Raw genomic sequence first — 22,841 nt, forward strand, 5'->3', positions numbered from 1 at the left:
AGAAATTGAAATAATCGAGGCTAAGTAAATAATCAAATTATCTCTATTGAGGACGGAGGCGCATGGTATTCAGTCATGATCAACCGTAAGTGCTTGATGGCGTCAGGATATTTGAGATCGGTATTTCGTCTCTTCTCATGATACTGGCTGAAAATTTCCAATCCAGATAGAGCCGATCGAGAAGATCAAGGGCGGCGCAGCTCAAGCGATGTGCTTCGCTGAACAGCTGGTTGTTACGTTCAAGCATCAGCTTTAGACATACTTCGGCTTGACCGGAAATCCTCGTGTCGTTCATTGCTGTGCCTTCTTGCTTGACCTGTTCTTATTTTTTTGCGCCCAATCCTGCTCTCTGATTTGGAGGCTGGCTGGGCGAGAAACGTCGAAGTACACGCAAAGCTACTTCAAAGTTGTGCCACGAAGCAGGGCTTCTCGATTCCACCTTTGCATACTGAATGCGTTTACCGATTGATCTTGTCTTTGGTGTTGAGCCATTGTTGGCGGTATTCAAGTTACTTGTTGTCTGCTCCGTTTTGAGTTCCGAGAGCTCATGAAGTACCATGCACCAAAAATCGCTCACTATTAGAAAGCTGATCGATCATCGAATTCGTTAATAATACATTTCAAAAAACGACTTAAAAAAAGACCCGCAAGCGGGCCTAAAAAGCAGTTCTATTTAGTCACATGAAACTGTTTCAGCTTCTTACTCCTCAGATGCCACCAGTCGCGCACCTTTACGCGTGACCTGCTGCCCGACTTCAAAAATCGCATTGGGTGAGCGCACCGTACTAATCTCGCCTTGCGCGTTTTTCACTTCATAAGCGGCTTCAGACTTGCCAATGCCTGCTTGCACCGCACTGCCGGCGAAAAAACCGCCAGTTGCGCCGATTAGTGCACCAATCGGGCCGCCTGCCGCGCCAACCATCATTCCGGTCAAGGCGCCGAAACCCCTGCCAGCGGTTGTGTCGGGGACTTCACGGATTATCTGGTCTGCCTGGCATAGCGGAGACAGCAGTGTACACAGGGTAAAACTGAGCACGATTGAACGAGTCATGACATTGTCCCTTTGGTTTTGCGTTAAGTTCGCTATTCAATACACAAAACGGGCCAATAATTTTATTGATTAATATCAATAACATAAGTATACGAATAGTCATTATGACCTAATGCGGAAAAGGTCATAATGACAAATAAATAGTCAATATGACTTCTCGACTGATAGCTTGTGCGTGCGTGCGTAACTGGACGATTGGTACTCGATGAGTGACTTTGACATGGGGGCGCAGTACCAATGCAGGGAAAATTCCGACGCCTCCAGTGCTCAACTAACACATAAAAAGCGTACCTTCGGTCTTCCGTGTCGGCCCTAGGCGAGACAAGTCGACGGCGTCGGGGTGTAAGCGCCGTCAAAATCAAGGAAAAGGGTGTGCGAATTCCTCTGCACCGAGGTTTCTCCCGTAAGTGACCCTCACCGAATAGCTTGGGCTCGATGGGTCATAGCGTGTTTTAGCGCTTACTTCGCCGTCTCCGACCTTCTCTGCGGGAGCGGAGTCATTACTCTAAACACATGAGATAGCGTATCAACGACAAGCTTAGGGGGGCGTGCTGGGTAATTGCACAGACTTGCCCACCCATTTGCACTCGACTTGCCCCGTCGTTTGCTTTCCCACTGACCACTTGTTTGCATTCGAGGTGACCAGCGATAGATGACGTAACACCTCAACCAAACAAGCATGGCGATCTCTACCGCACCGCATTGTGTGCCTGAAAAATGATGAGCCTGAGCGCTTGCCGAAGGGCACCCAAGTCAGTCAAAGCGAGGAGGTGGTAGGCGATCCATCAGTGTTAAAAATCTCAGACGCGTACATTTCTGGCGTGGAAACTGAAGCCGACTATTTCAACTCAACGCAACGGCCAAAAAGAGGCACTCTAAAGAGTCTTGAGGAGCCGAGCCGATTCATCGAGTTGATCCAACGTCCTAGGTAGATTTTCGGAACAGCTCTTGGCGAATTTTTCCGATGGCCCCCATGGGATTGAGGCCCTTGGGGCAGACCCATGAACAGTTGCCGATGCTGCGGCAACGGAACAAGCTGAACGGGTCCTCCAGCCGCTCTAGCCGTTCTACCGTGGCCTGATCGCGGCTGTCGGTGATGAAACGCCAAGCCTGCAACAGCCCGGCTGGACCTACGTACTTTTCCGGGTTCCACCACCAGGATGGACATTGCGAGGAACAGCAGCCACAGAGAATGCATTCATACAGTCCATCGAGCTTAGCGCGCTCCTTGGGGGACTGGAGACGCTCGATGGCCGGTGCTGGCTCGTGATTGATCAGCCATGGCTTGATGCTCTCGTACTGCTGAAAGAAGAGACTCTGGTCGACTACCAAATCGCGGATGACCGGCATGCCGGGCAAAGGTCTGATGATCAGTATGCTGGCCGTGCCCAGCGCCTCCGAAACTGGCGTGATGCAAGCCAGTCTGTTCTTGCCGTTGATATTCATTCCATCCGAGCCGCAAACACCCTCCCGACAGGAGCGCCGATAGACCAGTGTCTGATCTGCCTCGTGCAGGAACTCCAATGCATCCAGCACCATTAGCACTCGGAACTCCTCGGGCAACGACAACGACTGCATCCAAGGCGACCGTTCTTGTTCCGGGTGGTATCGATATACCTGTACTTCAATCATGGCTCGTTTTTCCTCCACCGATTACGACGAGAGTGGACAGCACCTTGATCTGGTGAGCGCACGGTACCCACATCCGGTCGATCAGAAGAATTCCTCACGTGGAGCATAGACGTTGATGATGTCAGAGCGAATTTGCATCCGGCGCGAGTTTACGAGGCGGACGGTGAAGCGTCGCTGACAGACAATCCGCTTCCTGAGACTGTGCGACGCATCGGCGCGGGCAACGAGGGAGCAGCAGTAGATCTGCAAATCAGCGGCTACCGAGACTCCAGAGTTGTCGAATGCCGAATTGGTCCATTTTCGTAACCGAGCTATTCCCTTGGAAAACCTAGTGATCGTGCTGCTCGCTCAAGATTCGGATAAGCAGCTGGCCGTCCCCCGTGAAATTGCCTCATATATCACGCCTTGACCGGGGTTCACCCACCACCCCCTAACCATTCATGCGGCTTCGCAGATGATCGATAGCGTCGCCCGTGCAATGCGATTTCGCAAGCTGTCCGAGTCATGAGGGTGCCCGCGACCCTTATGCCGGACACCTTTCAGCCGACAACTGGCGCTGGGTAGAGAAGCGAATTCCCCAAAGGGGTCGCGGCCGCGGTCAAAGTTGCGGGTTCGGCTCTGCCTCGGCCTATAAGATGCACAACCATTCTGCCGCGATAGAGAAGGTAGTCCGCTACGATTCTGCGATGACAACGCCACCAGACGGCCTCCGAACACATGATCGCGCATCGCTGGTCCTGACAGAGTTCTTGCAAACGCAGCAAGCCCTGTTCAAATTCTTCGGACAACGCATAGTCGGCATAGTTATGAAAACTTTGATTGATCCAGAATCCATTAATGTCTGGCGCCACAGTTTTTGATTTTTTTCGTAATCCGCCAAGTTTGGCTAGTTGTATGTAATCGATGTTTTTCGCAGCAAGCGCTTGCGGTAATGTATTAAAATTGAATTGAGGGTTAGTTCGCGATAGTGGCACGGTGCGAATGTCCGCGAGCAACTCAATATGTTCGGCCCGAAGTAGCTCAATGAACTCAGATAGGGTTCTGGTAGAGTGGCCTATTGTATGAATTACTGGGAGCTCGAACATTAGCCAGGGTCCAAAAATACCAATAGTGCTAACTATGACAATGAATAATCGACTTCGTTTACTGTCTCCTAGAACGCTTAGGCGTAGGGTCAAGCGCTTCACCATCGATTGATGGTCCTTCGACTGCAATTATATTCGCAAGTGGGTAATTCGGAAATTCCGGTTTATAGTCAAGAAAGTAATTTATTCAGGCCTGTATTTTAGACGAAAACGCGATGAAAATCAGACATGAACGCTCGTCAGGGGAGGACGGTCACCCATTGTTCCGAGGTTTTTTTGTGGAATGACTAAAAATATACCGATCTATTTGAAGATGATTATTTGTCTACTGGATAGCCTTCCTTAAATTAATATTGAACCATTGGTGCTGAAAATTGTTTTGACCCGCTGATAGATTATGATTGCTATGTCCGTGAGTAAGGAGGAGTGTTGATCGCATAATTCTAATTAAAAGAGGCGATGGAGCATAATCGTTACTCGGCGGGTCATTCGTCAGAGGTCGATCGCTCAGCGAACCCATGCGTGCTTCCAAGCTCTCACTGTCCGGTGTCCGGCGTCCATTTAAATATGGGCTGATCATTTTGTTGTGTCTGGTGTTCGGTGGGTTTTCCGGATTACAGGCGAAGGACTATGGCGGGCTCGAGCAGCAGCGTGTAGACGCCATATTTCCTGGCAGTGATAAGCTTTCCGAGCCGACAGGCGAGTTCAAGGTTCGCACCATCAGCAGCGGAAAAAACCTGCTTGGTTATGTGTTCCAGAGTCAGGACGTGGTGGATATCCCGGCCTATTCAGGCAAGCCGGTCAACATGCAGGTGATTCTCGATTCTGCCGGGGTGATCCAGGATGCCTACGTGCTGGAGCACCATGAGCCGATCCTATTGATCGGCATTCCCGTGGATAAGCTCCATGCCTTCGATGCCAAATATAAGGGCATCAAGGCCGACCGAAGGGTGGTTGTCGGTCACTCCAGTGATCCAGAGGCAGTGACAGTCGATGGGATCGCCGGGGCGACGGTGACCGTCATGGTGGTCAATGAGATCATCATGCGCGCTGCGCACAAGGTGGCCGTATCGCTCAAACTGGTTGCAGACAATGGCGGCGTTACACAGAAACCCGCCACTGTGCGCGAAGACTTTTTCGAGCCCGCCACCTGGGAGCAACTGACCGGCAACGGCGCCATTCGCCGACTGAATCTGACCCGTGGGCAAGTCGACGCTGCCTTCAAAGGCACTGAGGCCGAGGGGCTCGACAATGCCGCCGCGGATCAGGTTGACGATACCTTCATCGAACTGTTCACCGCCGATTTGAACCCGCCGGCCATCGGTCGCAACCTGCTGGGCGACAATCAATACCGATTTCTTATGCAAGATCTCAAGCCCGGCGAACAGGCCATCGCGGTACTGGGTCGCGGGCTCTATTCCTATAAAGGCTCGGGTTATGTACGCGGCGGCATTTTCGACCGGGTGCAATTGCGCCAGTTCGGCAACATCATCAGCTTTCGCGACATGGACCACCAGCGGCTCTCGGATGTGTTTGCCAAAGGCATGCCCGAGTTCACTGAGATGTCGATTTTCATTGTGCGCGAACCGGCCAAGTTTGATCCGGGATCGCCCTGGTCCCTGGAGTTGCTGGTGCGTCGTCAGACCGGTGCAACCGGCGGCACATTCAGCAGCTTCGAACTTTCCTACCAACTGCCCGAACAATACCTCTTGCGCCCACCGCCTACCGCCGAAGAACTGGCCGCCATCGAGGTTGCCAACAGACCGACATGGGTCAACATCTGGTACCAGAAAGCCTTCCAGATCGGGATCCTCTGCACGGCTCTGGCGGTGTTGATGGTGATTCTGTTCCTGCAGGACACCTTCACCAAGTACCCGCGTTTCCTCCACTGGCTGCGTCGCGTCTATTTGATCTTCACCGTGGTGTTCATTGGCTGGTACGCCCTGGGGCAGATTTCGGTGGTCAACGTGCTGACCTTCGCCCATGCCCTGGTCGAGAACTTTCGCTGGGAACTGTTTCTCACCGACCCGATTGTTTTCATCCTCTGGACATTCACCGCCGCCAGCATTCTGCTGTGGGGGCGAGGCGTGTTCTGTGGCTGGTTGTGTCCGTTCGGTGCGTTGCAGGAGTTGATCAACGAAGCCTCGCGCAAACTCAAGGTTCCGCAATTTGAATTGCCCTTCGCATTGCATGAACGCTTGTGGGCCGTGAAGTACATCATTCTGCTGGTGTTATTTGGCATCTCCCTGGAGTCGATGACCACCGCTGAGCAATTTGCCGAGGTGGAACCGTTCAAGACCGCCATCACCCTCAAGTTCGACCGCCAGTGGTGGTTCGTGGCTTACGCGGTGGCGCTGCTGGTCATCAACATTTTTACCCGCAAGGTCTATTGCCGCTACGTCTGCCCCTTGGGCGCAGCGCTGGCCATTCCCAGCAAGCTGCGCCTGTTCGACTGGCTCAAACGACGCAAGGAGTGCGGCACTCCCTGCCAGCTCTGCGCCAAGGAATGCGAGATCCAGGCGATCCACCCCGATGGTCATATCAACGCCAACGAGTGTCACTACTGCCTCGATTGCCAGATGACCTATCACAACGAAAACAAATGCCCGCCACTAGTACTCAAGAACAAGCGCAAGACACGGGACAAACCAGCCCCCGTACCAGCGCACGCCGACTTGATTCCAGTGGTGCAAGTGTTCGAACCCTGACCCGCCCTCGCAGCACGCGAGGGATCAAGACTCGATTGACCCAGCTTATTTTTATCTGCCTCCGATGGAGCAAAACCCATGAGCGATAACAAGTCGAAAAAAGATCATGAAACGGTGGAGGGCACAGGCCTTAACCGACGCGGTTTCCTCGGCGTTTCAGCCCTGACCGGCGTCGCGCTGGCAGGTGGCACCGCCCTTGGCAGTGCGGTGTTCACCCGCGAGACCTGGGCGGCGGCAGCCAAGGACGCGCAATCGAAAATTCATGTGGGGCCGGGCGAGCTGGACCAGTATTACGGTTTCTGGAGTGGCGGCCACCAGGGCGAAGTACGGATCATGGGCGTTCCGTCGATGCGTGAGTTGTTACGCATCCCGGTGTTCAACGTCGATTCCGCCACCGGCTGGGGCCTGACCAACGAAAGCAAACGGATCATGGGCGACAGCGCACATTTCCAGAATGGCGACTGCCACCACCCGCATTTGTCCATGACCGACGGCAAATACGACGGCAAATACCTGTTCATCAACGACAAGGCCAACAGCCGCGTTGCGCGTATCCGTCTGGACATTATGAAGTGCGACAAGATGCTCACCGTGCCTAACGTGCAGGCCATTCACGGGTTGCGTCTGCAGAAAATGCCCCACACCCAATATGTGTTTGCCAATTCCGAGTTCGTCATTCCGCACCCCAATGACGGCAGCACCTTCGACCTGCAGGACAAGAACAGCTACACCATGTTCAACGTCATTGACGCCGAAAAAATGGAGATGGCCTTCCAGGTCATCGTCGACGGCAATCTGGACAACACCGACGCCGACTACACCGGCAAGTATGCCGCTTCGACCTGCTACAACTCGGAGAAGGCCTACGACCTGGGCGGCATGATGCGCAACGAGCGCGACTGGGTGGTGGTGTTCAACATCCCGCGCATCGAAGCGGCGATCAAGGCCGGCAAGTTCATCACCCTGGGTGACGCCAAGTCACCGGTGGTCGATGGTCGTAAAACCGAAGGCAAGGACAGCGATTTCACGCGCTATATCCCGGTGCCGAAGAACCCCCACGGGATCAATATGACGCCCGATGGCAAGTACTTCATTGCCGCCGGCAAACTCTCGCCGACCTGCACGATCATCGCCACCGCCAAGCTCGACGATCTGTTCGACGACAAATTGAAGGACCCGCGTGACGTGGTGGTCGGCGAGCCGGAACTGGGGCTCGGGCCGCTTCACACCACCTACGACGGCCGCGGTAATGCCTACACCACACTGTTCATCGACAGCCAGGTGGTGAAGTGGAACGTCGATGAAGCCGTTCGCGCGTATACCGGTGAGAAGGTCAACTGCATCAAGCAGAAACTCGACGTGCAGTATCAACCGGGCCACAACCATGCCTCGCTGACCGAAACCAGTGAGGCCGACGGCCAGTGGCTGGTGGTGCTCAGCAAGTTTTCCAAAGATCGCTTCCTGTCGACCGGTCCGCTGCACCCGGAGAACGACCAGTTGATCGATATTTCCGGCGACGAGATGAAACTGGTGCACGACGGCCCGGCCTTCGCCGAACCCCACGACTGCGTCATGGCCCGTCGCGACCAGATCCGGACCAAAAAGATCTGGGACCGCAACGACCCGTTTTTCGCCGAGACCGTGGCGATCGCCGCAAAAGACGGAATCAAGCTGGAGACCGACAACAAGGTCATCCATGACGGCAAGAAGGTGCGTGTCTATATGACGTCGATGGCCCCGGTCTACGGTGTCACCGAGTTCACCGTCAAGCAGGGTGATGAGGTCACGGTGACCATCACCAACATCGATAAGGTGGAAGATGTGAGCCACGGTTTCGTCATGGCCAACCACGGTGCAAGCATGGAGATCAGCCCGCAGCAGACATCGTCGATCACCTTTGTCGCCGACAAGCCGGGGTTGCACTGGTACTACTGCAGCTGGTTCTGTCATGCGCTGCACATGGAAATGGTCGGCCGGATGCTCGTCGAGAAGGCTTGAGCGGCTGGTCGTATCAGGGCCGCGAAAAGGTAAACGCAGTGTTCAGACCCCTGGCAAATGACTCATTACACGGCATGGCACTTTTGGTGTTGGTGTTTCTATCGGTATTCGCCCACGCGTCGCCACGGCCCATCACCGAGTTGCCCCTGCAACCCGATGGCGATCTCCACTGGAAGCTGCCGGCCGGAGAATACCAAGGGCAATTCAGTGTCGATCAGCCGATGCAGATCGATTGCGAGAAAGGTGCCGTCATCAATGCGCAGGGGCAGGGCAATGCTCTGTTCATCAGCGCCCCCGACGTGCGGATCGAGGGCTGCACATTGCTTGACTGGGGGCGCGACATGACGGCTATGAACTCAGCGATTTTCATCGGTCCCAAAGCCCAGGGGGCGGTGATACGCAACAACCGCATGAAAGGGCCAGGCTTCGGCATCTGGGTGGACAGCACCCACGACGTCAACTTGATTGACAACGATATCGAAGGTGACCCGAGCATCCGCTCCCAGGATCGCGGCAACGGGATTCATCTGTACGCCGTGCACGGCGCCAAGGTGATCGGTAATCACGTGCGGCTGACCCGCGACGGGATCTACATCGACACCTCGAACGGCAACCTGCTGCAGGGCAATACCCTGGAAGACCTGCGCTACGGCGTGCATTACATGTACGCCAACGACAACCAGTTGCTCGGCAACACCACCCGCCGTACACGCACCGGCTATGCCTTGATGCAGAGCCGCAAGCTGACGGTGATTGGCAACCGTTCCGAGCAGGACGAGAGCTATGGCATCCTGATGAACTACATCACCTATTCCGAATTGCGCGACAACTTCGTCAGCGATGTGCGCAGCGGTTCTGCCGATGGCGGTATGGTCAGCGGTGCCGAGGGCAAGGCGCTGTTCATCTACAACTCGCTGTTCAATGTCATCGAACACAACCACTTTGAGCGCAGCGCCGTAGGGATTCACCTCACCGCCGGCTCCGAAGACAACCGGATCACCGACAACGCCTTCGTCGACAATCAACAGCAGGTCAAATACGTCGCCACCCGCTTACAGGAATGGTCGGCCGAGGGGCGGGGCAATTACTGGAGCGATTACCTGGGCTGGGATCGCAATAACGATGCGGTGGGCGACGTGATCTACGAGCCCAACGACAACGTCGACCGTCTGTTGTGGCTGTACCCGCAAGTCCGTCTATTGATGAATAGCCCGAGCATTCAATTACTGCGTTGGGTTCAGAGCAGTTTCCCCGTGACGAAATCGCCGGGGGTCAAAGACAGTTTCCCGCTGATGAACCTTCCCACGATGCCTCAAACACAGCGGCCGACCTTATGAACGCCGTCGAGATCGAAGGCGTAAGCCAGCGTTACGGCAGCATGACCGTGTTGCACGATTTGACCCTGAGTCTGGGTGAAGGCGAGGTGCTGGGCTTGTTTGGCCACAATGGTGCGGGCAAGACCACGGTGATGAAATTGATCCTTGGTCTGCTCAAGGCCAGCGCCGGTCAGGTGCACGTACTCGGCTGCCGACCCGCACAAACCGACGTGCGTCGCCAATTGGGTTACTTGCCGGAAAACGTGACGTTCTACCCTCAACTCAGTGGCCGCGAAACCCTGCGGTATTTCGCCCGCCTAAAAGGCGCAGCCCTGACGCAAGTGGACGACTTGCTCGAGCAGGTCGGCCTTACGGGGGCCTCAGACCGACGGGTGAAAACCTATTCCAAGGGCATGCGCCAGCGTCTGGGCCTGGCTCAGGCGGTGCTCGGCGAGCCGCGTCTGTTGCTGTTGGACGAGCCCACTGTGGGGCTGGACCCGATCGCTACCCAGGATCTTTACCTGTTGATCGACCGTCTGCGCCAACAGGGCGCGAGCATCATCCTTTGCTCCCATGTGTTGGCAGGCGTCGAAGCGCATATTAACCGTGCGGCAATTCTGGCCAATGGCCGCTTACAGGCGATCGGGAGCCTGTCCAGCCTGCGCGAAGACGCCGACTTGCCGGCGCGCATCCGTGCCAGTGGTCTTTCCCAACGAGAGCAGTGGTTGCAGTGCTGGAATGCCGCCGGGCACACCGCCACGGCCATGGGCGGCAACGGAGTCGAGGTGATAGCTGTCAACGGCCATAAAGTCGATCTGTTACGTCAGTTGTTCCACGAGGATCAGCCCCAGGACATCGAGATATTGCAGCCGTCCCTCGAGGACCTCTACGGTTATTACATGAGTCGCGTGACCACCGAAACAGAAGGCCCTCATCGATGAAGCAGATTTGGAGTATCGCCGGCAAAGAGTTCAGCGACGGGCTGCGCAATCGCTGGCTTCTGGCAATCAGCCTGTTGTTCGCCATTCTGGCGGTGGGTATCGCCTGGCTCGGTGCGGCGGCATCCGGGCAACTGGGCTTCACGTCGATTCCGGCAACCATCGCCAGCCTCGCCAGCCTGGCAACTTTTCTGATGCCGCTGATCGCGCTATTGCTGGCCTACGATGCCATCGTCGGCGAGGACGAGGGCGGCACGCTGATGTTGTTGCTGACCTATCCGCTGGGCCGTGGACAAATCCTGTTGGGCAAGTTTGTCGGTCACGGCCTGATCCTGGCCTTGGCCACGCTGATCGGATTCGGCTGTGCCGCCGTGGCCATCGCCTTGTTGGTCGATGATGTCGAGTTGGGGCTGTTGCTCTGGGCGTTCGGCCGTTTCATGGTGTCGTCCACGCTACTGGGCTGGGTGTTCCTGGCGCTGGCTTACGTGTTGAGCAGCAAGGCCAGTGAAAAATCCAGTGCAGCCGGAATGGCGTTGGGTGTGTGGTTCCTTTTTGTATTGGTGTTCGATCTGGCGCTGCTGGCGTTGCTGGTGCTCAGTAAAGGCAGCTTCAACCCGGATCTGTTGCCGTGGTTACTGCTACTCAACCCGACCGACATTTATCGCCTGATCAATCTTTCCGGTTTCGAAGGCAGCGGCAATGCCGTCGGTCTTATGGCATTGAGTCGCGATTTACCGGTACCGGCTTCGCTTCTATGGCTCTGTCTGCTGATCTGGGTAGGGGTTTCGCTGCTGTTGGCTTACTGGATGTTTCGCCGTCGGCTGTCTTGATTTTTTTCACTCGGGAACAATGAGATGAACACTATGTACCTGGCCTGGCCCCGCGCTATGGTCGTCATCATTACCTGTTTGGGATTGGCGGCGTGCAACGATCGCGCAGAGGAAAAGCAAACCCCTGGGCCCGTGGCCTTCCATCAGAGTGACGAGTGTCATGTCTGCGGGATGGTCATCGCCGACTTTCCGGGCCCCAAAGGCGAGGTCGTGGAGAAAGGCACGGTCAAGAAGTTCTGCTCCACCGCAGAAATGCTCGGATGGTGGCTTCAGCCAGAGAATCACCACACTGAGGCGAAATTGTATGTGCACGACATGGGAAAAAGTGTCTGGGAGAAACCCGACGACCATTATCTGATTGATGCAACCACAGCCTACTATGTCGTCGGCACTCAGCTTAAAGGGTCCATGGGGGTTGTCCTAGCGTCATTTTCCGAAGAGGCGACTGCACGCAAACTGGCCAGCGAGCAGGGCGGCAGGGTGTTGCGCTTTGAGGAAATCGATCTGAGTCTTTTGCAACAAACCCCGACGATGTAGCCGAGCGGCCCGTTTCGCAGAAGAGAGCGGACTCGCTTCTGCGATCTGGATGTTTTTTCTCAAATCTTACTTCAGCGTCAGGATCCAGTCGGCTAAGGTCTTCGCTTCTTCATCAGTTACCTGGTTGGCCGGCATTGCGATCGGCCCCCATTTGCCTGTACTGCCTTCTTTGATGCTCTTGATCAGCGTGGCAGATGCATCGGGCTGGCCGGCGTATTTGGCGGCAACTTCCTTGTAGCCTGGCCCCACCATTTTGGCGTCGATCATATGGCAGCCAACGCAGGGTTTGCTCTTGAAGAGCGCCTCGCCATCAACGGCTTGAGCTGACTGCAGCGTCAGCGCGGCACCCAAGGCCAGCAGTGGAACAAGAATACTTTTCATCAGTGTCTCCTCAGACAAAGAAGCAGATTCGAAACGACCCGCTTCCGGTTAATTCAACAGGCATCGCATTGAATATTATTAGGGTGAATTTGTCGGCAATACAAACTCATTTCTTCAGGTGCTGATGTTGTCGGTTGGGAGCCGACTTGTGTAAAAACGCTCTTTACACCTTTATTAGATTTACCATCTTGAGCAATCGTTCAATTTTATCAGGATGTATTGGAAGGCGTGTGGTTAATTGTCGCCAGTGGAGAATTAATTGTTGCATGCTAAGTGTGTCGCATTCGCAACTCCCGGAGTTGAGTGCTGGTGATTTATCTTGATAATCGTTCCTTTAAGTTGGTGTTGCGTAAGTCACTAGAATATATTGAATTTAAAGCGTTGCGGGAAGGATATGTTGGACGTCAAGAAAGCCCTGTGTGCGCTCGGTAATATGTCCGCGGTGGTTAAATTAAAAATCGCTTCTCGAAAAAAAAGAAAACTTATTTGAAGTAAAGCTTTGCTGAAATAGTTGTTGTTTTGACTATGAGGAATTCGGAAAGTCAATCATATCCACCGCCCATGCCATCCCATTCCTCCCGTAGGAGGTAGCTCCTGGGCGCGTCCGCTAAATTAAATCGAGTTCTGCAGGGCGCCAAATATCGTCGGAGTCGGGGTAGGAGTTGCTGGAGCATTAGGGGATGGGCGCTGCCGGCAGAGTGCCGGCAGTCGATCATTTATCCGCGTGAGTGACGGCAGTTATTGATGTCTGTCGTTTTGAGTCGGATCAGCGTTGCGACGATCTTAGCCGCAAGAGTTGCTGATGTGCAGCAGTCTTCTCTCCGCCAAGTTATTTTCAAGTGCCTGGTGGTCTGAAGGGGGCAGATGATGGTCTCTCTCCTTAAGCTCAAGCAAGTTTGAGCGCCAACTACGATAGGTTTGCTTAGCAACACGAATCGATGTCCTCTGTCTCCCCTTGAGCCTGCCAAACAAACCAGGCGCGGTTCGATACGGTAGAAACCCTAGTTGAGAAAAACTGTTTGTCGTCAACTGGCATGGCAATGGTGCCACCTCGGTGAGGTGAGAAGGCCGGCTGACGGGTGTCACGTGTTTCATCCTTTGAGATCCACTGCGACAGGTTGTGTTTGATCTATCGTCGGTTGAGGTAATTCGTTGAAGGGAAGGGTTGAACTGCGCTTAACGTTCTACAGAGCGGTTATGCGTCAGGAGCGAACATCGAGTTGTTGCGCTTGAGATAGCGTTGAAAACGGTGATGGCGATCGCCAGAAATCATGGACTTGATATTGATCAACTATGCTGACAATCAATTGGCGCGATAATCGGTGACTCCGCAATGACCTGGGTCAAGGCCGATCACGCCCGGGATGCCATCGTCGAGATTGAAATCGCCCAGGCTGACCATTGCGCGCCTGCCGCTGTTTTCGACGCAATAGCTGAGGGGGCTGCTGAGGCCTGACCAGATCGAGAAGTTAAATAATCAAGGCTTTAACGTTCAAGGCCCACATTAAGGGCCCTGGTTATTTGGAGTTAAAAAGGGAGCGGTAGGGGGAAGGCCATGGCATTCAGATGGCTCAGGAAGAGAAACCCCGAAACCAATACCGCGTTGATCGACCAGGCCACCGTGAGGAAACGAGCGATCTGACCGTGGACGGGGTCACGGACATTATCCGCATTGCGCCATACAGCATTGAGCATGGAAGCGGTGTAGGCCACAAAACCCAGCAGCATCAGACCAAACAGGGAGGGGGCAACTTTGTTGAAGGCGACCAGGATCAGGCCAAACAGTAAATTGCTGAGCACTACGCCGTAGAGCCAGAACACCACCCACAGCGCAGTGCTGCCCTGCGAGTTTAACCACTGCTGAAGCTTACTCATCATGTCTCCCTGGCCAGCTAGTGGCCCGATTTTCCCTACAAGCCCGTACAGACTTCACCCGGGTGATGCCGACGTAGTGGACGTCGTGCACGGTTTCAGTCTAGCGGGCTTTTACGACATGTCCCGACCGAGTACGGGTAGGTCGACAAACCTTACTACCTAGTTTCCAGATTCAGTGGGACGGGTTTATGGAGTAAACGATGGACGAGAAATCACTACCTGATTGGGATCCGAGGTCTGAAGCTGTGTTAAAGGATCAGACGACAGCCTACGACGACATGCGCCACCGTTGCCCGGTCACATACAGTCAATATGGCTATATGTCCTTATTCCGGCATGAGGATGTGCTGCGCGTACTTAAGGATCATGAATCCTTCAGTAATGCCGTCTCGCGTTTCCCCTCGGTCCCCAATGGCATGGATCCGCCCGAGCATACGGTGTACCGGAGCCTCATCGAGCCTTATTTCAGCCCGGAGCATATGGATGCTTTTGCCCCGGTGTGCCGTGATATAGCTGTTCGTCTGGTGCGGGCGTTACCGGATGAAGGCCCTTCAGAACTGATAGGGGAATTTGCTCAAATCTTTGCGTTGCAGATCCAGTGTGCCTGGCTGGGCTGGCCGGCCGATCTTCATGAACCGCTGCGCCTGTGGACGCTGAAGAATCACGCGGCCACTCTGGCCAGAGACGACGCTGCCCTGGCCGCCGTGGCCCTCGAGTTTGACGGTTACATCAAGGATCTGCTGGAGGTGCGCCGTACAGCCGGCGCTGCTGCGCCGAACGACATTACGACCATCTTGTTACGCGATCAGTCCTTGGGAAGGCCTCTGACAGACGATGAGATCGTCAGTATTTTACGTAACTGGACGGTCGGCGAACTCGGAACCATTTCCGCCTCAGTCGGCATTCTCGCGCATTATTTGGCCATCAACTCCGGATGGCAGCAGCAATTGCGCGAACACCCCGCGCTGTTACCTGCCGCCATCGATGAAATACTGCGTATTCATGCACCGCTGATTATGAACCGTCGGATGACTACGAAACAGGTCATGCTGGGCGGGCGCACGCTGGCAAAGGGGTCGCGTATCGCCCTCAACTGGGCGTCCGCCAATCGGGATGAAGCGGTCTTTGGAGATCCCGATGAAATGCGCCTCGATCGCGATCCCGAGCTGAACCTGCTCTATGGTGCCGGCATTCATGTCTGCCCCGGTGCACCGCTTGCCAGACTGGAGCTACGGATCGTGATGGAAGAACTGCTTGGACGCACAAACCGGATCACACTGGTGCCGGATAAGGAACCAGTGAACGCGTTTTTCCCTGCCAGCGGGTTTTCTTCTCTACCCCTGCGGATTCAAAAACCGTCTTCCCAAACTTTGGGAGCCTGCCTGACCCGCGAGATCCGATGATCCCGGGACAGTCCTTTAATGCTGGGCGGCTTGGCGGCGAGACCGACATGTAGGTCAGCATGATTGACGTCAGCTTAGAGGGTAGTGCGTCGGGTAATGCAGCTTCGCAACGCCGGTGTCGGTAGCGGCCTTGACTGACCTGCAATCGGCCAGTCGATCAATGCTTGGTTCCGGCTGAATTGAGCCCTGATCGGCCGTGAGTGTTATTTCAAACCAAGCCGCTTCGCCAGTCGGTGCAGGTTGGCCACGTCCATATCCAGCATTCGAGCACAGGCAGACCATTTCCTTGCGCAATTATTCAGCGTGTTGTCAATCAGCTGACGCTGGAAGTCATCCGTCGCATCCCGCAGACCCTGGTCAACGCCGAGGAAAGGAACATCCAGAGCAACAGGCGGCGTATCCATCTGCTCGGGTACTTGATTGAAATGCTGTGCTTCAAGCAGTAGTTCGTCACTTTGCTGGGTCGCACGAGCAATGATTGTCGCTCGATAAACAGCATGCTCCAGTTCGCGAACGTTTCCTGGCCACGTGTACTGCTTGAGCAACGACAGACAGTTGGCAGCCAGAGCCACCCGTTTCAATCCCATGCGTTCCCTGCTCTGCTCACAGAAAAAACCCGCTAGCAACGTGATGTCCTGCGCACGCTCACGCAGTGGTGGTACATGCACAGGGAATACGCTTAAACGGTGGAACAGGTCTGCACGGAACCGATTGTTGAACACCTCCTGCTTCAGATCACGATTGGTCGCGGCAAGCACCCGTACGTTGACCCGCAAGACGTTATCGTCACCAACCCGTTGCAGGTCGCCGTATTGCAGTACCCGCAACAGTTTCGCTTGCAGATTCAGTGACAGTTCACCGATTTCGTCGAGAAACAGTGTGCCGTTATCAGCCATTTCGAACTTGCCGGTGCGATGATGGATTGCGCCGGTAAAAGCCCCTTTGACATGGCCGAACAACTCACTCTCAGCGACTGATTCCGGCAGCGCAGCGCAGTTCAGATAGACCACAGACTGACCTGCGCGTGATGAACCTTCATGTATGGCCTTGGCGACCAGTTCCTTGCCGACTCCGGTTTCTCCAGTGATCAAGACGTTCAGGTCGGAACCTGCCACCATTTCGATCTCTCTTTTCAACTGTCGCATGACTTCGCTGAGCCCGACCATTTCGGTGTCGGGTTTGCCCGCCGGGATATTACTGATGGAGAGAGGAGTAATGGTCTGACTTTCCAGTTGCTCCACCAGCAATGCATTGGCCAAGGCAGCAGAAGCGAGGGCTCCCACCAATCGCAGCTCTTCGTCGCTGAAGTGATCAAACTGTGCCGGGTCCATGCCATCGATCGTCAGCGCACCAATCAGCGTCTGGTCCGCGAACAACGGCAATCCGATACAGGCATGCACTTTGAGGTCCTGCCGGCTCGGTATCAGTCCGTCATAGGGATCAGGCAAATGACTCTCTGCCGGAAAGCGAACCACGTCACCGGCGCGAGCGATGGCTTCCAGTCGCGGATGTGCATCAAGGCTGAAGCGGCGCCCTAGAACATCCGGTGCCAGGCCGTCAATCGCCAGCGGACGGAACTGTCGCTGTTCATAACGCAACAAGGCAGAGGCGTCGCAACCCAGCAATTGGCGCAAGGTATTGATCAGACGTTGAAAGCGGTCCTGATGGGAAATGCCGCTTTGCAACTGAATAGCGATGCGTGCCAGGGATTCAACGGAGAGACTCATGTTTTGTCACTTTGACAATGAATTAGTCATAAAGACAGTAGTCGGACAATGTCATATTGACAATCGTTGTTTTATTTATCTTTATAATCAATAACTTATGTTCTGGCACGAACATTGCCATCTTCGGTGTAGAACATCATTTTTATACTGAGGTAGCCATGTCAATTCACGTCAAGAACAACATTCATTGGGTCGGTCAGCGCGATTGGGAAGTGCGGGACTTTCATGGCACAGAATACAAATGCCACAAAGGTAGCAGTTACAACAGCTACCTGATCCGTGAAGAAAAGACCGTATTGATTGATACGGTTGATCACAGGTTCAGCCGGGAGTTCATACAGAACCTGGCGATGGAAATCGACCTGAACACGCTGGACTATATCGTCATCAATCATGCGGAAGAGGACCATGCAGGGGCGCTGACAGAGTTGATGTCGCGGATCCCGAATACGCCGATCTATTGCACCGCCAATGGCGTGGACTCGATTAACGGTCATCACCATCATCCAGAGTGGAATTTCCACGTCGTACATACCGGCGACACCCTGGATGTCGGCAATGGCAAACAGCTGGTTTTCGTGGAGACCCCGATGCTGCATTGGCCAGACAGCATGATGACCTACATGACCGGCGATGCCGTATTGTTCAGTAACGACGCCTTTGGCCAACATTACTGCGACGAACACCTGTTTAATGATGAAGTGGATCAAAACGAACTGTTCGATCAGTGCCAACGCTACTACGCCAACATCCTTACGCCATTCAGTCGCCTGGTCATTCCCAAGATTACCGAGATCCTCGGTTTCAATCTGCCGGTCGATATGATTGCCACCGCCCATGGCGTGGTGTGGCGTGATAATCCGACGCAGATTGTGCACCGCTATCTGGAATGGGCGGCGGACTATCAGGAGGACCGCATCACACTGTTCTACGACACCATGTCGAACAACACCCGCATGATGGCCGACGCCATCGCACAAGGCATTCACGAAGTCGATCCGGGTGTGGCGGTGAAGATTTTCAACGTCGCGCGCCACGACAAGAATGAGATTCTGACCAACGTGTTCCGCTCAAAAGGTGTTCTGGTGGGCTCGTCCACCATGAACAACGTCATGATGCCGAAAGTCGCCGGCCTGCTGGAGGAAATAGCCGGGCTGCGTTTTCGTAATAAAAAGGCTTCGGCGTTTGGCAGTTACGGCTGGAATGGTGGGGCGGTAGACCGTATCCAGACGCGCTTGATGGACGCTGGTTTTGAAACCACATTGGCGCTCAAAGCCAAGTGGCGGCCAGACGGTGACTCGCTTGAGGTTTGCCGAGCTCATGGCCGCGAAATCGCTCGGCAATGGGCGCTGCATCCATCGACGGACGCACAAGTCGCACGACCTGCAGCCACCGCATCTGCCCAGGCGGAACCCATCGCGGACAACGGCCCGCGCATGCAGTGCAGTGTCTGCCAATGGGTTTACGACCCGGCGATCGGGGAGCCGATGCAGGATGTGCAGGCCGATACGGCTTGGTGCGATGTGCCTGATTACTTCCTGTGCCCTGAATGTTCACTGGGTAAATCGGTATTCGATGAGCTTGCTTCGGAGGCGAAATGAACAAGGAAATCGTCATTGTGGGCTCCGGCTTCGCGGCTCGTCAGGTGGTCAAGAACTTGCGCAGGCTCGATGCAGCGGTGCCCATTCGGTTGATCGCTGCAGACAGTTGCGATGAGTACAACAAGCCCGACCTGAGTCACGTCATCAGTCTCAATCAGACAGCGGACGACATGACTCGTCAGTCTGCGGCGGAGTTTGCCGAGATGTATCGGTTAACCCTGAATGCGGATTGCCAGCTGACTGCAATTGATCGCGAAAACAAGCGTATAAGCGCCGGCAGTGAGGCATTCAGCTACGACAAACTGATTCTTGCCACGGGTGCGCAAGCCATCGTTCCGCCGATTCCCGGACGGGAGTGGATGGTGACTCTGAACAGTCAGCAAGAATACCGTCATGCACAACATGCTCTGAGAGCGGCAGAGCGCGTACTGATTCTGGGGGCCGGCTTGATTGGCAGTGAACTGGCCATGGATGTCAATCGTGCCGGAAAGCAAGTGGTACTGATGGATAAGTCCTGCAGCCTGCTGGCCTCGTTGCTGCCTGTTGAGGTGAGTAGCCGCTTGCAGCATCGGCTATGCCAGATGGGTGTGGAAATGGTGTTCAACCAGGCTTTGGAATCCATTGAAAGGAGAGACGATAGCCTGTTGGCGACTTTGTCCAATGGCCGGCAAATCTCCACCGATGTGATCCTTGCCTCAATTGGGTTGAAACCTGATACGACGTTGGCGGCGCAGGCTGGTTTACGGGTGGATCGTGGCATTGAAGTTGATGAACGCATGTGCACCTCTGACCCACACATATTTGCCGTCGGCGATTGCGCGCAAATCGAGGGCAAGCTGCTGCCGTTTCTGCAACCCATTCAGTTAAGCGCCATGACCCTGGCTCGTAATGTGCTGGGTGGCGATGAGCAAGTGAAGTTCCCGGCGATGCTGGTGAAGATCAAGACCCCGGAAATGCCACTGCACCTGGCCGGAGAAACCAACCGGAAGGACTTGCAATGGCAGATCAGCCTTGAGTCACAGGGGCTGGTAGCCAAAGGGCTGGACATGGCAGGGCAGCTACGGGCGTTCGTCGTCAGCGAAGACCAAATGAAGCAGGCCTTTACATTACTACGGCAACTCTCGTTGTAAATCACATTGGCAGAGCTCACCCGGATCGACCAATCGAATCGCACTATGCAGAAGACTTTTGCGAGCTGGAGTATGGCTACCCATGTGAACCTCATCTGGCCCTAGGGTTTTCCAGCAACCGTCAACGCTTGCGGGTGGGGAACAGCTGATGAGGTGAGCGGCTGACCTGTCGCCAATGCTCCAAAGGAATCTGCCGTGTCGATGTAGCGTATGGCGGATTTCATGTCCTTCCAACCGACGTAGGTCATCAGCGCTTTGATGTCCCAGCCATTGGCCGCCGCCCATGTGGCGAAGCCGCGACGCAGCGAGTGGCTGGTGTACAGATCGCCAGACACACCCGCGCGATTGAAAATTCGCCGCAGCAGTGGAATCAGGCTGTTGGCGTTAAAGCCGTCTTCAGCCAGATGCCCCCAACGATCGAGCTTTCTGAAGACTGGGCCCTGCACAATGCCGGCTACCGTGATCCAGTTAATGTAAGCCTGGACCGGACAGAGCTTCTTTAGCGCCGGGGTACGAAACGTCGTGCCGCGGTGCTGGCGATCGCCTTTGCTGTGCGGCAGGTAGAACGTGATGCCCACGCCCGTTTGCGCCTGGGTGTGCTCCACTTGCAAACGTGACAGCTCATCACCACGAAACCCGCGCCAGAATCCAATCAGCACCAGCGCGATGTCACGCCGACTGCGCAACATGCCTGTCAGGTCGTGCCGCGCGGCCGCCTGCTCCGCCTCTCGCTCCAACCACTGAACAGCTTGCTCCAGGTGCTGCAGGAGCAGGGGAGCCGCCTGCTTTTCCTGGGCCGGGTGCAAGGTGCGAATTCCCTTGATCATCTGCCGCACCGCCGGCGTCTTGGTCGGATCGGGGAAGCCTTGGGTGATGTGCCACTGGGCCAGGGCGGCCAAACGCTGCTTGAGGGTGCTGATGGCGTGCTGATCGGCGTACTCCGCCAGGTAACGCACAATGCCGTCCCCCGTTGCCGGCAGAAAACCACCCCAGGTGACTTCGAAGTGCTCCACCGCGGCACGGTAGCTGCGCCGGGTGTTGTCCCGGGTGCCGGCCTGCAGGTAACGATCCGCCTTGTTCATCTCGACCCTTCTACACCAAACGTACCTTTTCCGACGCTGGAAAAAGCAAAAAACAGCTCTATGATGCGATAACGCTCGATTATTTTATCAAAGAAAGGTTGTCATATTGTTCTTTTTTAACAGTAAACTGCTATGTATATACGTGGTATGTAAAACAGTACGTAATCGTAGGAGAGGAAAATGGCACGCGGCGGAATTAACAAGGCGATTGTCCAAAAAGCCCGGGAATCGCTGCTTGCTCGGGGAGAGAATCCGAGCATCGACGCCGTGCGCATCGAGCTGGGAAATACTGGCTCGAAGACGACCATTCACCGTTATTTGAAGGAAATAGAAGATTTTGACCCTCGACCTCGAGCATCCCGAGAGCGATTAAGTGATGAGCTCACCGAGCTTGTAGCCGGTATCTTAGAGCGAATGACGGAGGAGGGAGGCGAAGCTCTTGCGTACGCCCAGGTGCGCTTCGACGAGCAGCGCAGCGAACTGCAGCAAAAGCTCGACGGCTTGAGTGCCGAACTCAACTCATTGCAGCGTGAAGTGGATAGTCAAAAAGGAGCGATAGCGCTTCAAGCGGATGAGCTGCAGATTTGTCAGACAAGCCTGCAAGCCGAGCTCACCCGCAATGCTCGCTTGAGCCAAAGCTGTGCTGACCTAGGGGTACGGGTGCATGAGAAAGACGAGCAGATTCGCTCGCTGGAAGAAAAGCACTCGCATGCTCGTGACGCACTTGAGCACTACCGATCGGCCGTAAAGGATCAGCGCGACCAAGAGCAACGTCGTCACGAAGGGCAGGTGCAGCAAGTTCAGGTTGAGCTGCGACAGCTGCAGCAAACGTTGATGCTCAAGCAGGATGAGCTGACTCGACTGAACAGAGATAATGAGCGCCTACTGAGTGAGGCTCGCCAGCAGAGTAAAGTGGTCGCGACGCAGGAAGACGCGGCGCTTCGATTGACCGGTGAGATTACTGCAATGAAGACAGCTGTTGCCAAGGCAGTCGGAGCGAAGGAAGCGTTTCAAGAGCAGCTCGGTACGTCGCGCGCCGAATCTAAGCGACTAGAGGAGGACCTGGCACAGGCAAGCGCGCAATTGGCCGAAGCCCAAAGACTGTCGGAACAATATTCTGCGGAGCTCACTCAGTTGCGGCAAGCCACGGCTCATCCAAACACTGACAATGAAAGCTCCCCACGATAAGGGAAGAGGAGAGCTAACTTGATCAAGTTTGACATGGTGTATAGCATTTTTGTGGCAAGCCCTTCTGACCTCAAACATGCGCATGAGCGCCTGAACCAGATGGTTACCTCGGGCCATTATTCGGGGCCAGTGAAGCGTGCTGGGCGACTGAAGTCTCCAGCGAAGAAGGTGGCGCCCAAAATGGACACGGGGGAGCCTCATGTGTATCAGGGGTGAAGTAACGCCGCTGTGAGCTTCTAGAGATTGTTTTATGTTGCATACCAAAAACACTTCCGCGTTCGCTTGCACAACGCTGTAGCTGTAAACGATCTTCGGATATCAGCGGCGGCAATCGGGGATAAACTGCCGGCATCGACAGA

General features: G+C 54.9%; 19 protein-coding genes and 1 pseudogene. 12 read left to right on the forward strand and 8 right to left on the reverse strand.

The features are described 5' to 3' along the window. Positions 1 to 79 precede the first annotated feature (79 nt). From ACWGZX_RS29590 to ACWGZX_RS29600, 3 genes are all read right to left on the reverse strand, one after another. Complete coding sequence (locus ACWGZX_RS29590) at positions 80 to 295, reverse strand: hypothetical protein (protein WP_052961856.1); 216 nt, start codon at positions 293 to 295, stop codon at positions 80 to 82. Positions 296 to 700: 405 nt separating this feature from the next. Then, on the reverse strand, positions 701 to 1,051 hold the full coding sequence (locus ACWGZX_RS29595; protein WP_046027251.1) for a hypothetical protein: 351 nt from the start codon (positions 1,049 to 1,051) through the stop codon (positions 701 to 703). A gap of 924 nt (positions 1,052 to 1,975) precedes the next feature. Next, positions 1,976 to 2,683, reverse strand: coding sequence for a succinate dehydrogenase iron-sulfur subunit (locus tag ACWGZX_RS29600; protein ID WP_046027252.1), 708 nt, complete (start codon positions 2,681 to 2,683; stop codon positions 1,976 to 1,978). Between the two features lie 259 nt (positions 2,684 to 2,942). On the opposite strand from ACWGZX_RS29600, the pseudogene ACWGZX_RS29605 reads away from it, so the two are divergent. Beyond that, positions 2,943 to 3,191, forward strand: a pseudogene (locus ACWGZX_RS29605) (hypothetical protein); the annotation flags it as partial. A gap of 31 nt (positions 3,192 to 3,222) precedes the next feature. On the opposite strand, the gene ACWGZX_RS29610 reads toward ACWGZX_RS29605, so the two are convergent. Beyond that, entirely contained in the window at positions 3,223 to 3,768 is a 546-nt protein-coding gene (locus ACWGZX_RS29610; RefSeq protein ID WP_046027854.1) for a DUF488 domain-containing protein, read from the reverse strand. A gap of 518 nt (positions 3,769 to 4,286) precedes the next feature. Here ACWGZX_RS29610 and nosR point away from each other — a divergent pair. The 6 genes from nosR (at position 4,287) to ACWGZX_RS29640 (ending at position 12,095) form a co-directional block, all read left to right on the forward strand. Further along, complete coding sequence (nosR, locus tag ACWGZX_RS29615) at positions 4,287 to 6,476, forward strand: transcriptional regulator NosR (protein ID WP_046027253.1); 2,190 nt, start codon at positions 4,287 to 4,289, stop codon at positions 6,474 to 6,476. Positions 6,477 to 6,554: 78 nt separating this feature from the next. Beyond that, a complete protein-coding gene (gene nosZ, locus ACWGZX_RS29620) occupies positions 6,555 to 8,474 on the forward strand; it encodes a TAT-dependent nitrous-oxide reductase (protein ID WP_452626601.1) in 1,920 nt (639 codons plus the stop codon). Positions 8,475 to 8,548: 74 nt separating this feature from the next. After that, positions 8,549 to 9,811, forward strand: a complete 1,263-nt coding sequence (locus ACWGZX_RS29625; RefSeq protein ID WP_046027255.1) for a nitrous oxide reductase family maturation protein NosD — start codon at positions 8,549 to 8,551, stop codon at positions 9,809 to 9,811. Next, positions 9,808 to 10,731, forward strand: a complete 924-nt coding sequence (locus tag ACWGZX_RS29630) for an ABC transporter ATP-binding protein (RefSeq protein WP_046027256.1) — start codon at positions 9,808 to 9,810, stop codon at positions 10,729 to 10,731. Before ACWGZX_RS29625 ends, ACWGZX_RS29630 begins: the two co-directional genes overlap by 4 nt. After that, on the forward strand, positions 10,728 to 11,558 hold the full coding sequence (locus ACWGZX_RS29635; RefSeq protein WP_046027257.1) for an ABC transporter permease: 831 nt from the start codon (positions 10,728 to 10,730) through the stop codon (positions 11,556 to 11,558). The genes ACWGZX_RS29630 and ACWGZX_RS29635 overlap by 4 nt, the downstream gene beginning before the upstream one ends. 24 nt (positions 11,559 to 11,582) lie before the next feature. Then, the gene (locus ACWGZX_RS29640) at positions 11,583 to 12,095 is read left to right on the forward strand and encodes a nitrous oxide reductase accessory protein NosL (RefSeq protein WP_046027258.1); all 513 of its coding nucleotides are present in this window, start codon (positions 11,583 to 11,585) and stop codon (positions 12,093 to 12,095) included. 66 nt (positions 12,096 to 12,161) lie between these two features. On the opposite strand, the gene ACWGZX_RS29645 is transcribed toward ACWGZX_RS29640, so the two are convergent. Beyond that, on the reverse strand, positions 12,162 to 12,476 hold the full coding sequence (locus ACWGZX_RS29645) for a c-type cytochrome (protein ID WP_046027259.1): 315 nt from the start codon (positions 12,474 to 12,476) through the stop codon (positions 12,162 to 12,164). 1,333 nt (positions 12,477 to 13,809) lie between these two features. Between ACWGZX_RS29645 and ACWGZX_RS29650 the strand changes: the two genes are divergently transcribed. Next, the gene (locus ACWGZX_RS29650; protein WP_259674355.1) at positions 13,810 to 13,932 is read left to right on the forward strand and encodes a hypothetical protein; all 123 of its coding nucleotides are present in this window, start codon (positions 13,810 to 13,812) and stop codon (positions 13,930 to 13,932) included. Positions 13,933 to 14,003: 71 nt separating this feature from the next. Here the strand turns inward: ACWGZX_RS29650 and ACWGZX_RS29655 are convergent, their stop codons facing one another. Then, positions 14,004 to 14,351 (reverse strand): hypothetical protein, encoded by a 348-nt coding sequence (locus ACWGZX_RS29655; RefSeq protein WP_046027260.1) that lies wholly within the window; start codon positions 14,349 to 14,351, stop codon positions 14,004 to 14,006. Positions 14,352 to 14,551: 200 nt separating this feature from the next. On the opposite strand from ACWGZX_RS29655, the gene ACWGZX_RS29660 reads away from it, so the two are divergent. Beyond that, positions 14,552 to 15,754, forward strand: a complete 1,203-nt coding sequence (locus ACWGZX_RS29660; RefSeq protein WP_046027261.1) for a cytochrome P450 — start codon at positions 14,552 to 14,554, stop codon at positions 15,752 to 15,754. A gap of 203 nt (positions 15,755 to 15,957) precedes the next feature. On the opposite strand, the gene norR is transcribed toward ACWGZX_RS29660, so the two are convergent. Then, on the reverse strand, positions 15,958 to 17,481 hold the full coding sequence (gene norR, locus ACWGZX_RS29665; RefSeq protein WP_046027262.1) for a nitric oxide reductase transcriptional regulator NorR: 1,524 nt from the start codon (positions 17,479 to 17,481) through the stop codon (positions 15,958 to 15,960). A 158-nt stretch (positions 17,482 to 17,639) separates the two neighbouring features. On the opposite strand from norR, the gene norV reads away from it, so the two are divergent. Continuing rightward, on the forward strand, positions 17,640 to 19,082 hold the full coding sequence (norV, locus tag ACWGZX_RS29670) for an anaerobic nitric oxide reductase flavorubredoxin (RefSeq protein WP_046027263.1): 1,443 nt from the start codon (positions 17,640 to 17,642) through the stop codon (positions 19,080 to 19,082). Further along, the gene (norW, locus tag ACWGZX_RS29675) at positions 19,079 to 20,212 is read left to right on the forward strand and encodes an NADH:flavorubredoxin reductase NorW (protein WP_046027264.1); all 1,134 of its coding nucleotides are present in this window, start codon (positions 19,079 to 19,081) and stop codon (positions 20,210 to 20,212) included. Before norV ends, norW begins: the two co-directional genes overlap by 4 nt. A 101-nt stretch (positions 20,213 to 20,313) precedes the next feature. On the opposite strand, the gene ACWGZX_RS29680 is transcribed toward norW, so the two are convergent. Continuing rightward, a complete protein-coding gene (locus tag ACWGZX_RS29680) occupies positions 20,314 to 21,294 on the reverse strand; it encodes a tyrosine-type recombinase/integrase (protein WP_046027265.1) in 981 nt (326 codons plus the stop codon). Positions 21,295 to 21,474: 180 nt separating this feature from the next. On the opposite strand from ACWGZX_RS29680, the gene ACWGZX_RS29685 reads away from it, so the two are divergent. Then, on the forward strand, positions 21,475 to 22,482 hold the full coding sequence (locus ACWGZX_RS29685; RefSeq protein WP_452626602.1) for a DNA-binding protein: 1,008 nt from the start codon (positions 21,475 to 21,477) through the stop codon (positions 22,480 to 22,482). The last annotated feature ends 359 nt before the right edge of the window (positions 22,483 to 22,841 follow it).

This window comes from Pseudomonas sp. CLCA07 (assembly GCF_053615335.1).

Excerpts from the sequence above, each read along its gene's own strand:
- ACWGZX_RS29590 (WP_052961856.1), bottom strand. The coding sequence starts at position 295 with ATGAACGACACGAGGATTTCCGGTCAAGCCGAAGTATGTCTAAAGCTG.
- ACWGZX_RS29595 (WP_046027251.1), bottom strand. The coding sequence starts at position 1,051 with ATGACTCGTTCAATCGTGCTCAGTTTTACCCTGTGTACACTGCTGTCT.
- ACWGZX_RS29600 (WP_046027252.1), bottom strand. The coding sequence starts at position 2,683 with ATGATTGAAGTACAGGTATATCGATACCACCCGGAACAAGAACGGTCG.
- ACWGZX_RS29610 (WP_046027854.1), bottom strand. The coding sequence starts at position 3,768 with ATGTTCGAGCTCCCAGTAATTCATACAATAGGCCACTCTACCAGAACC.
- nosR (WP_046027253.1), top strand. The coding sequence starts at position 4,287 with ATGCGTGCTTCCAAGCTCTCACTGTCCGGTGTCCGGCGTCCATTTAAA.
- nosZ (WP_452626601.1), top strand. The coding sequence starts at position 6,555 with ATGAGCGATAACAAGTCGAAAAAAGATCATGAAACGGTGGAGGGCACA.
- ACWGZX_RS29625 (WP_046027255.1), top strand. The coding sequence starts at position 8,549 with ATGGCACTTTTGGTGTTGGTGTTTCTATCGGTATTCGCCCACGCGTCG.
- ACWGZX_RS29630 (WP_046027256.1), top strand. The coding sequence starts at position 9,808 with ATGAACGCCGTCGAGATCGAAGGCGTAAGCCAGCGTTACGGCAGCATG.
- ACWGZX_RS29635 (WP_046027257.1), top strand. The coding sequence starts at position 10,728 with ATGAAGCAGATTTGGAGTATCGCCGGCAAAGAGTTCAGCGACGGGCTG.
- ACWGZX_RS29640 (WP_046027258.1), top strand. The coding sequence starts at position 11,583 with ATGAACACTATGTACCTGGCCTGGCCCCGCGCTATGGTCGTCATCATT.
- ACWGZX_RS29645 (WP_046027259.1), bottom strand. The coding sequence starts at position 12,476 with ATGAAAAGTATTCTTGTTCCACTGCTGGCCTTGGGTGCCGCGCTGACG.
- ACWGZX_RS29650 (WP_259674355.1), top strand. The coding sequence starts at position 13,810 with ATGACCTGGGTCAAGGCCGATCACGCCCGGGATGCCATCGTCGAGATT.
- ACWGZX_RS29655 (WP_046027260.1), bottom strand. The coding sequence starts at position 14,351 with ATGAGTAAGCTTCAGCAGTGGTTAAACTCGCAGGGCAGCACTGCGCTG.
- ACWGZX_RS29660 (WP_046027261.1), top strand. The coding sequence starts at position 14,552 with ATGGACGAGAAATCACTACCTGATTGGGATCCGAGGTCTGAAGCTGTG.
- norR (WP_046027262.1), bottom strand. The coding sequence starts at position 17,481 with ATGAGTCTCTCCGTTGAATCCCTGGCACGCATCGCTATTCAGTTGCAA.
- norV (WP_046027263.1), top strand. The coding sequence starts at position 17,640 with ATGTCAATTCACGTCAAGAACAACATTCATTGGGTCGGTCAGCGCGAT.
- norW (WP_046027264.1), top strand. The coding sequence starts at position 19,079 with ATGAACAAGGAAATCGTCATTGTGGGCTCCGGCTTCGCGGCTCGTCAG.
- ACWGZX_RS29680 (WP_046027265.1), bottom strand. The coding sequence starts at position 21,294 with ATGAACAAGGCGGATCGTTACCTGCAGGCCGGCACCCGGGACAACACC.
- ACWGZX_RS29685 (WP_452626602.1), top strand. The coding sequence starts at position 21,475 with ATGGCACGCGGCGGAATTAACAAGGCGATTGTCCAAAAAGCCCGGGAA.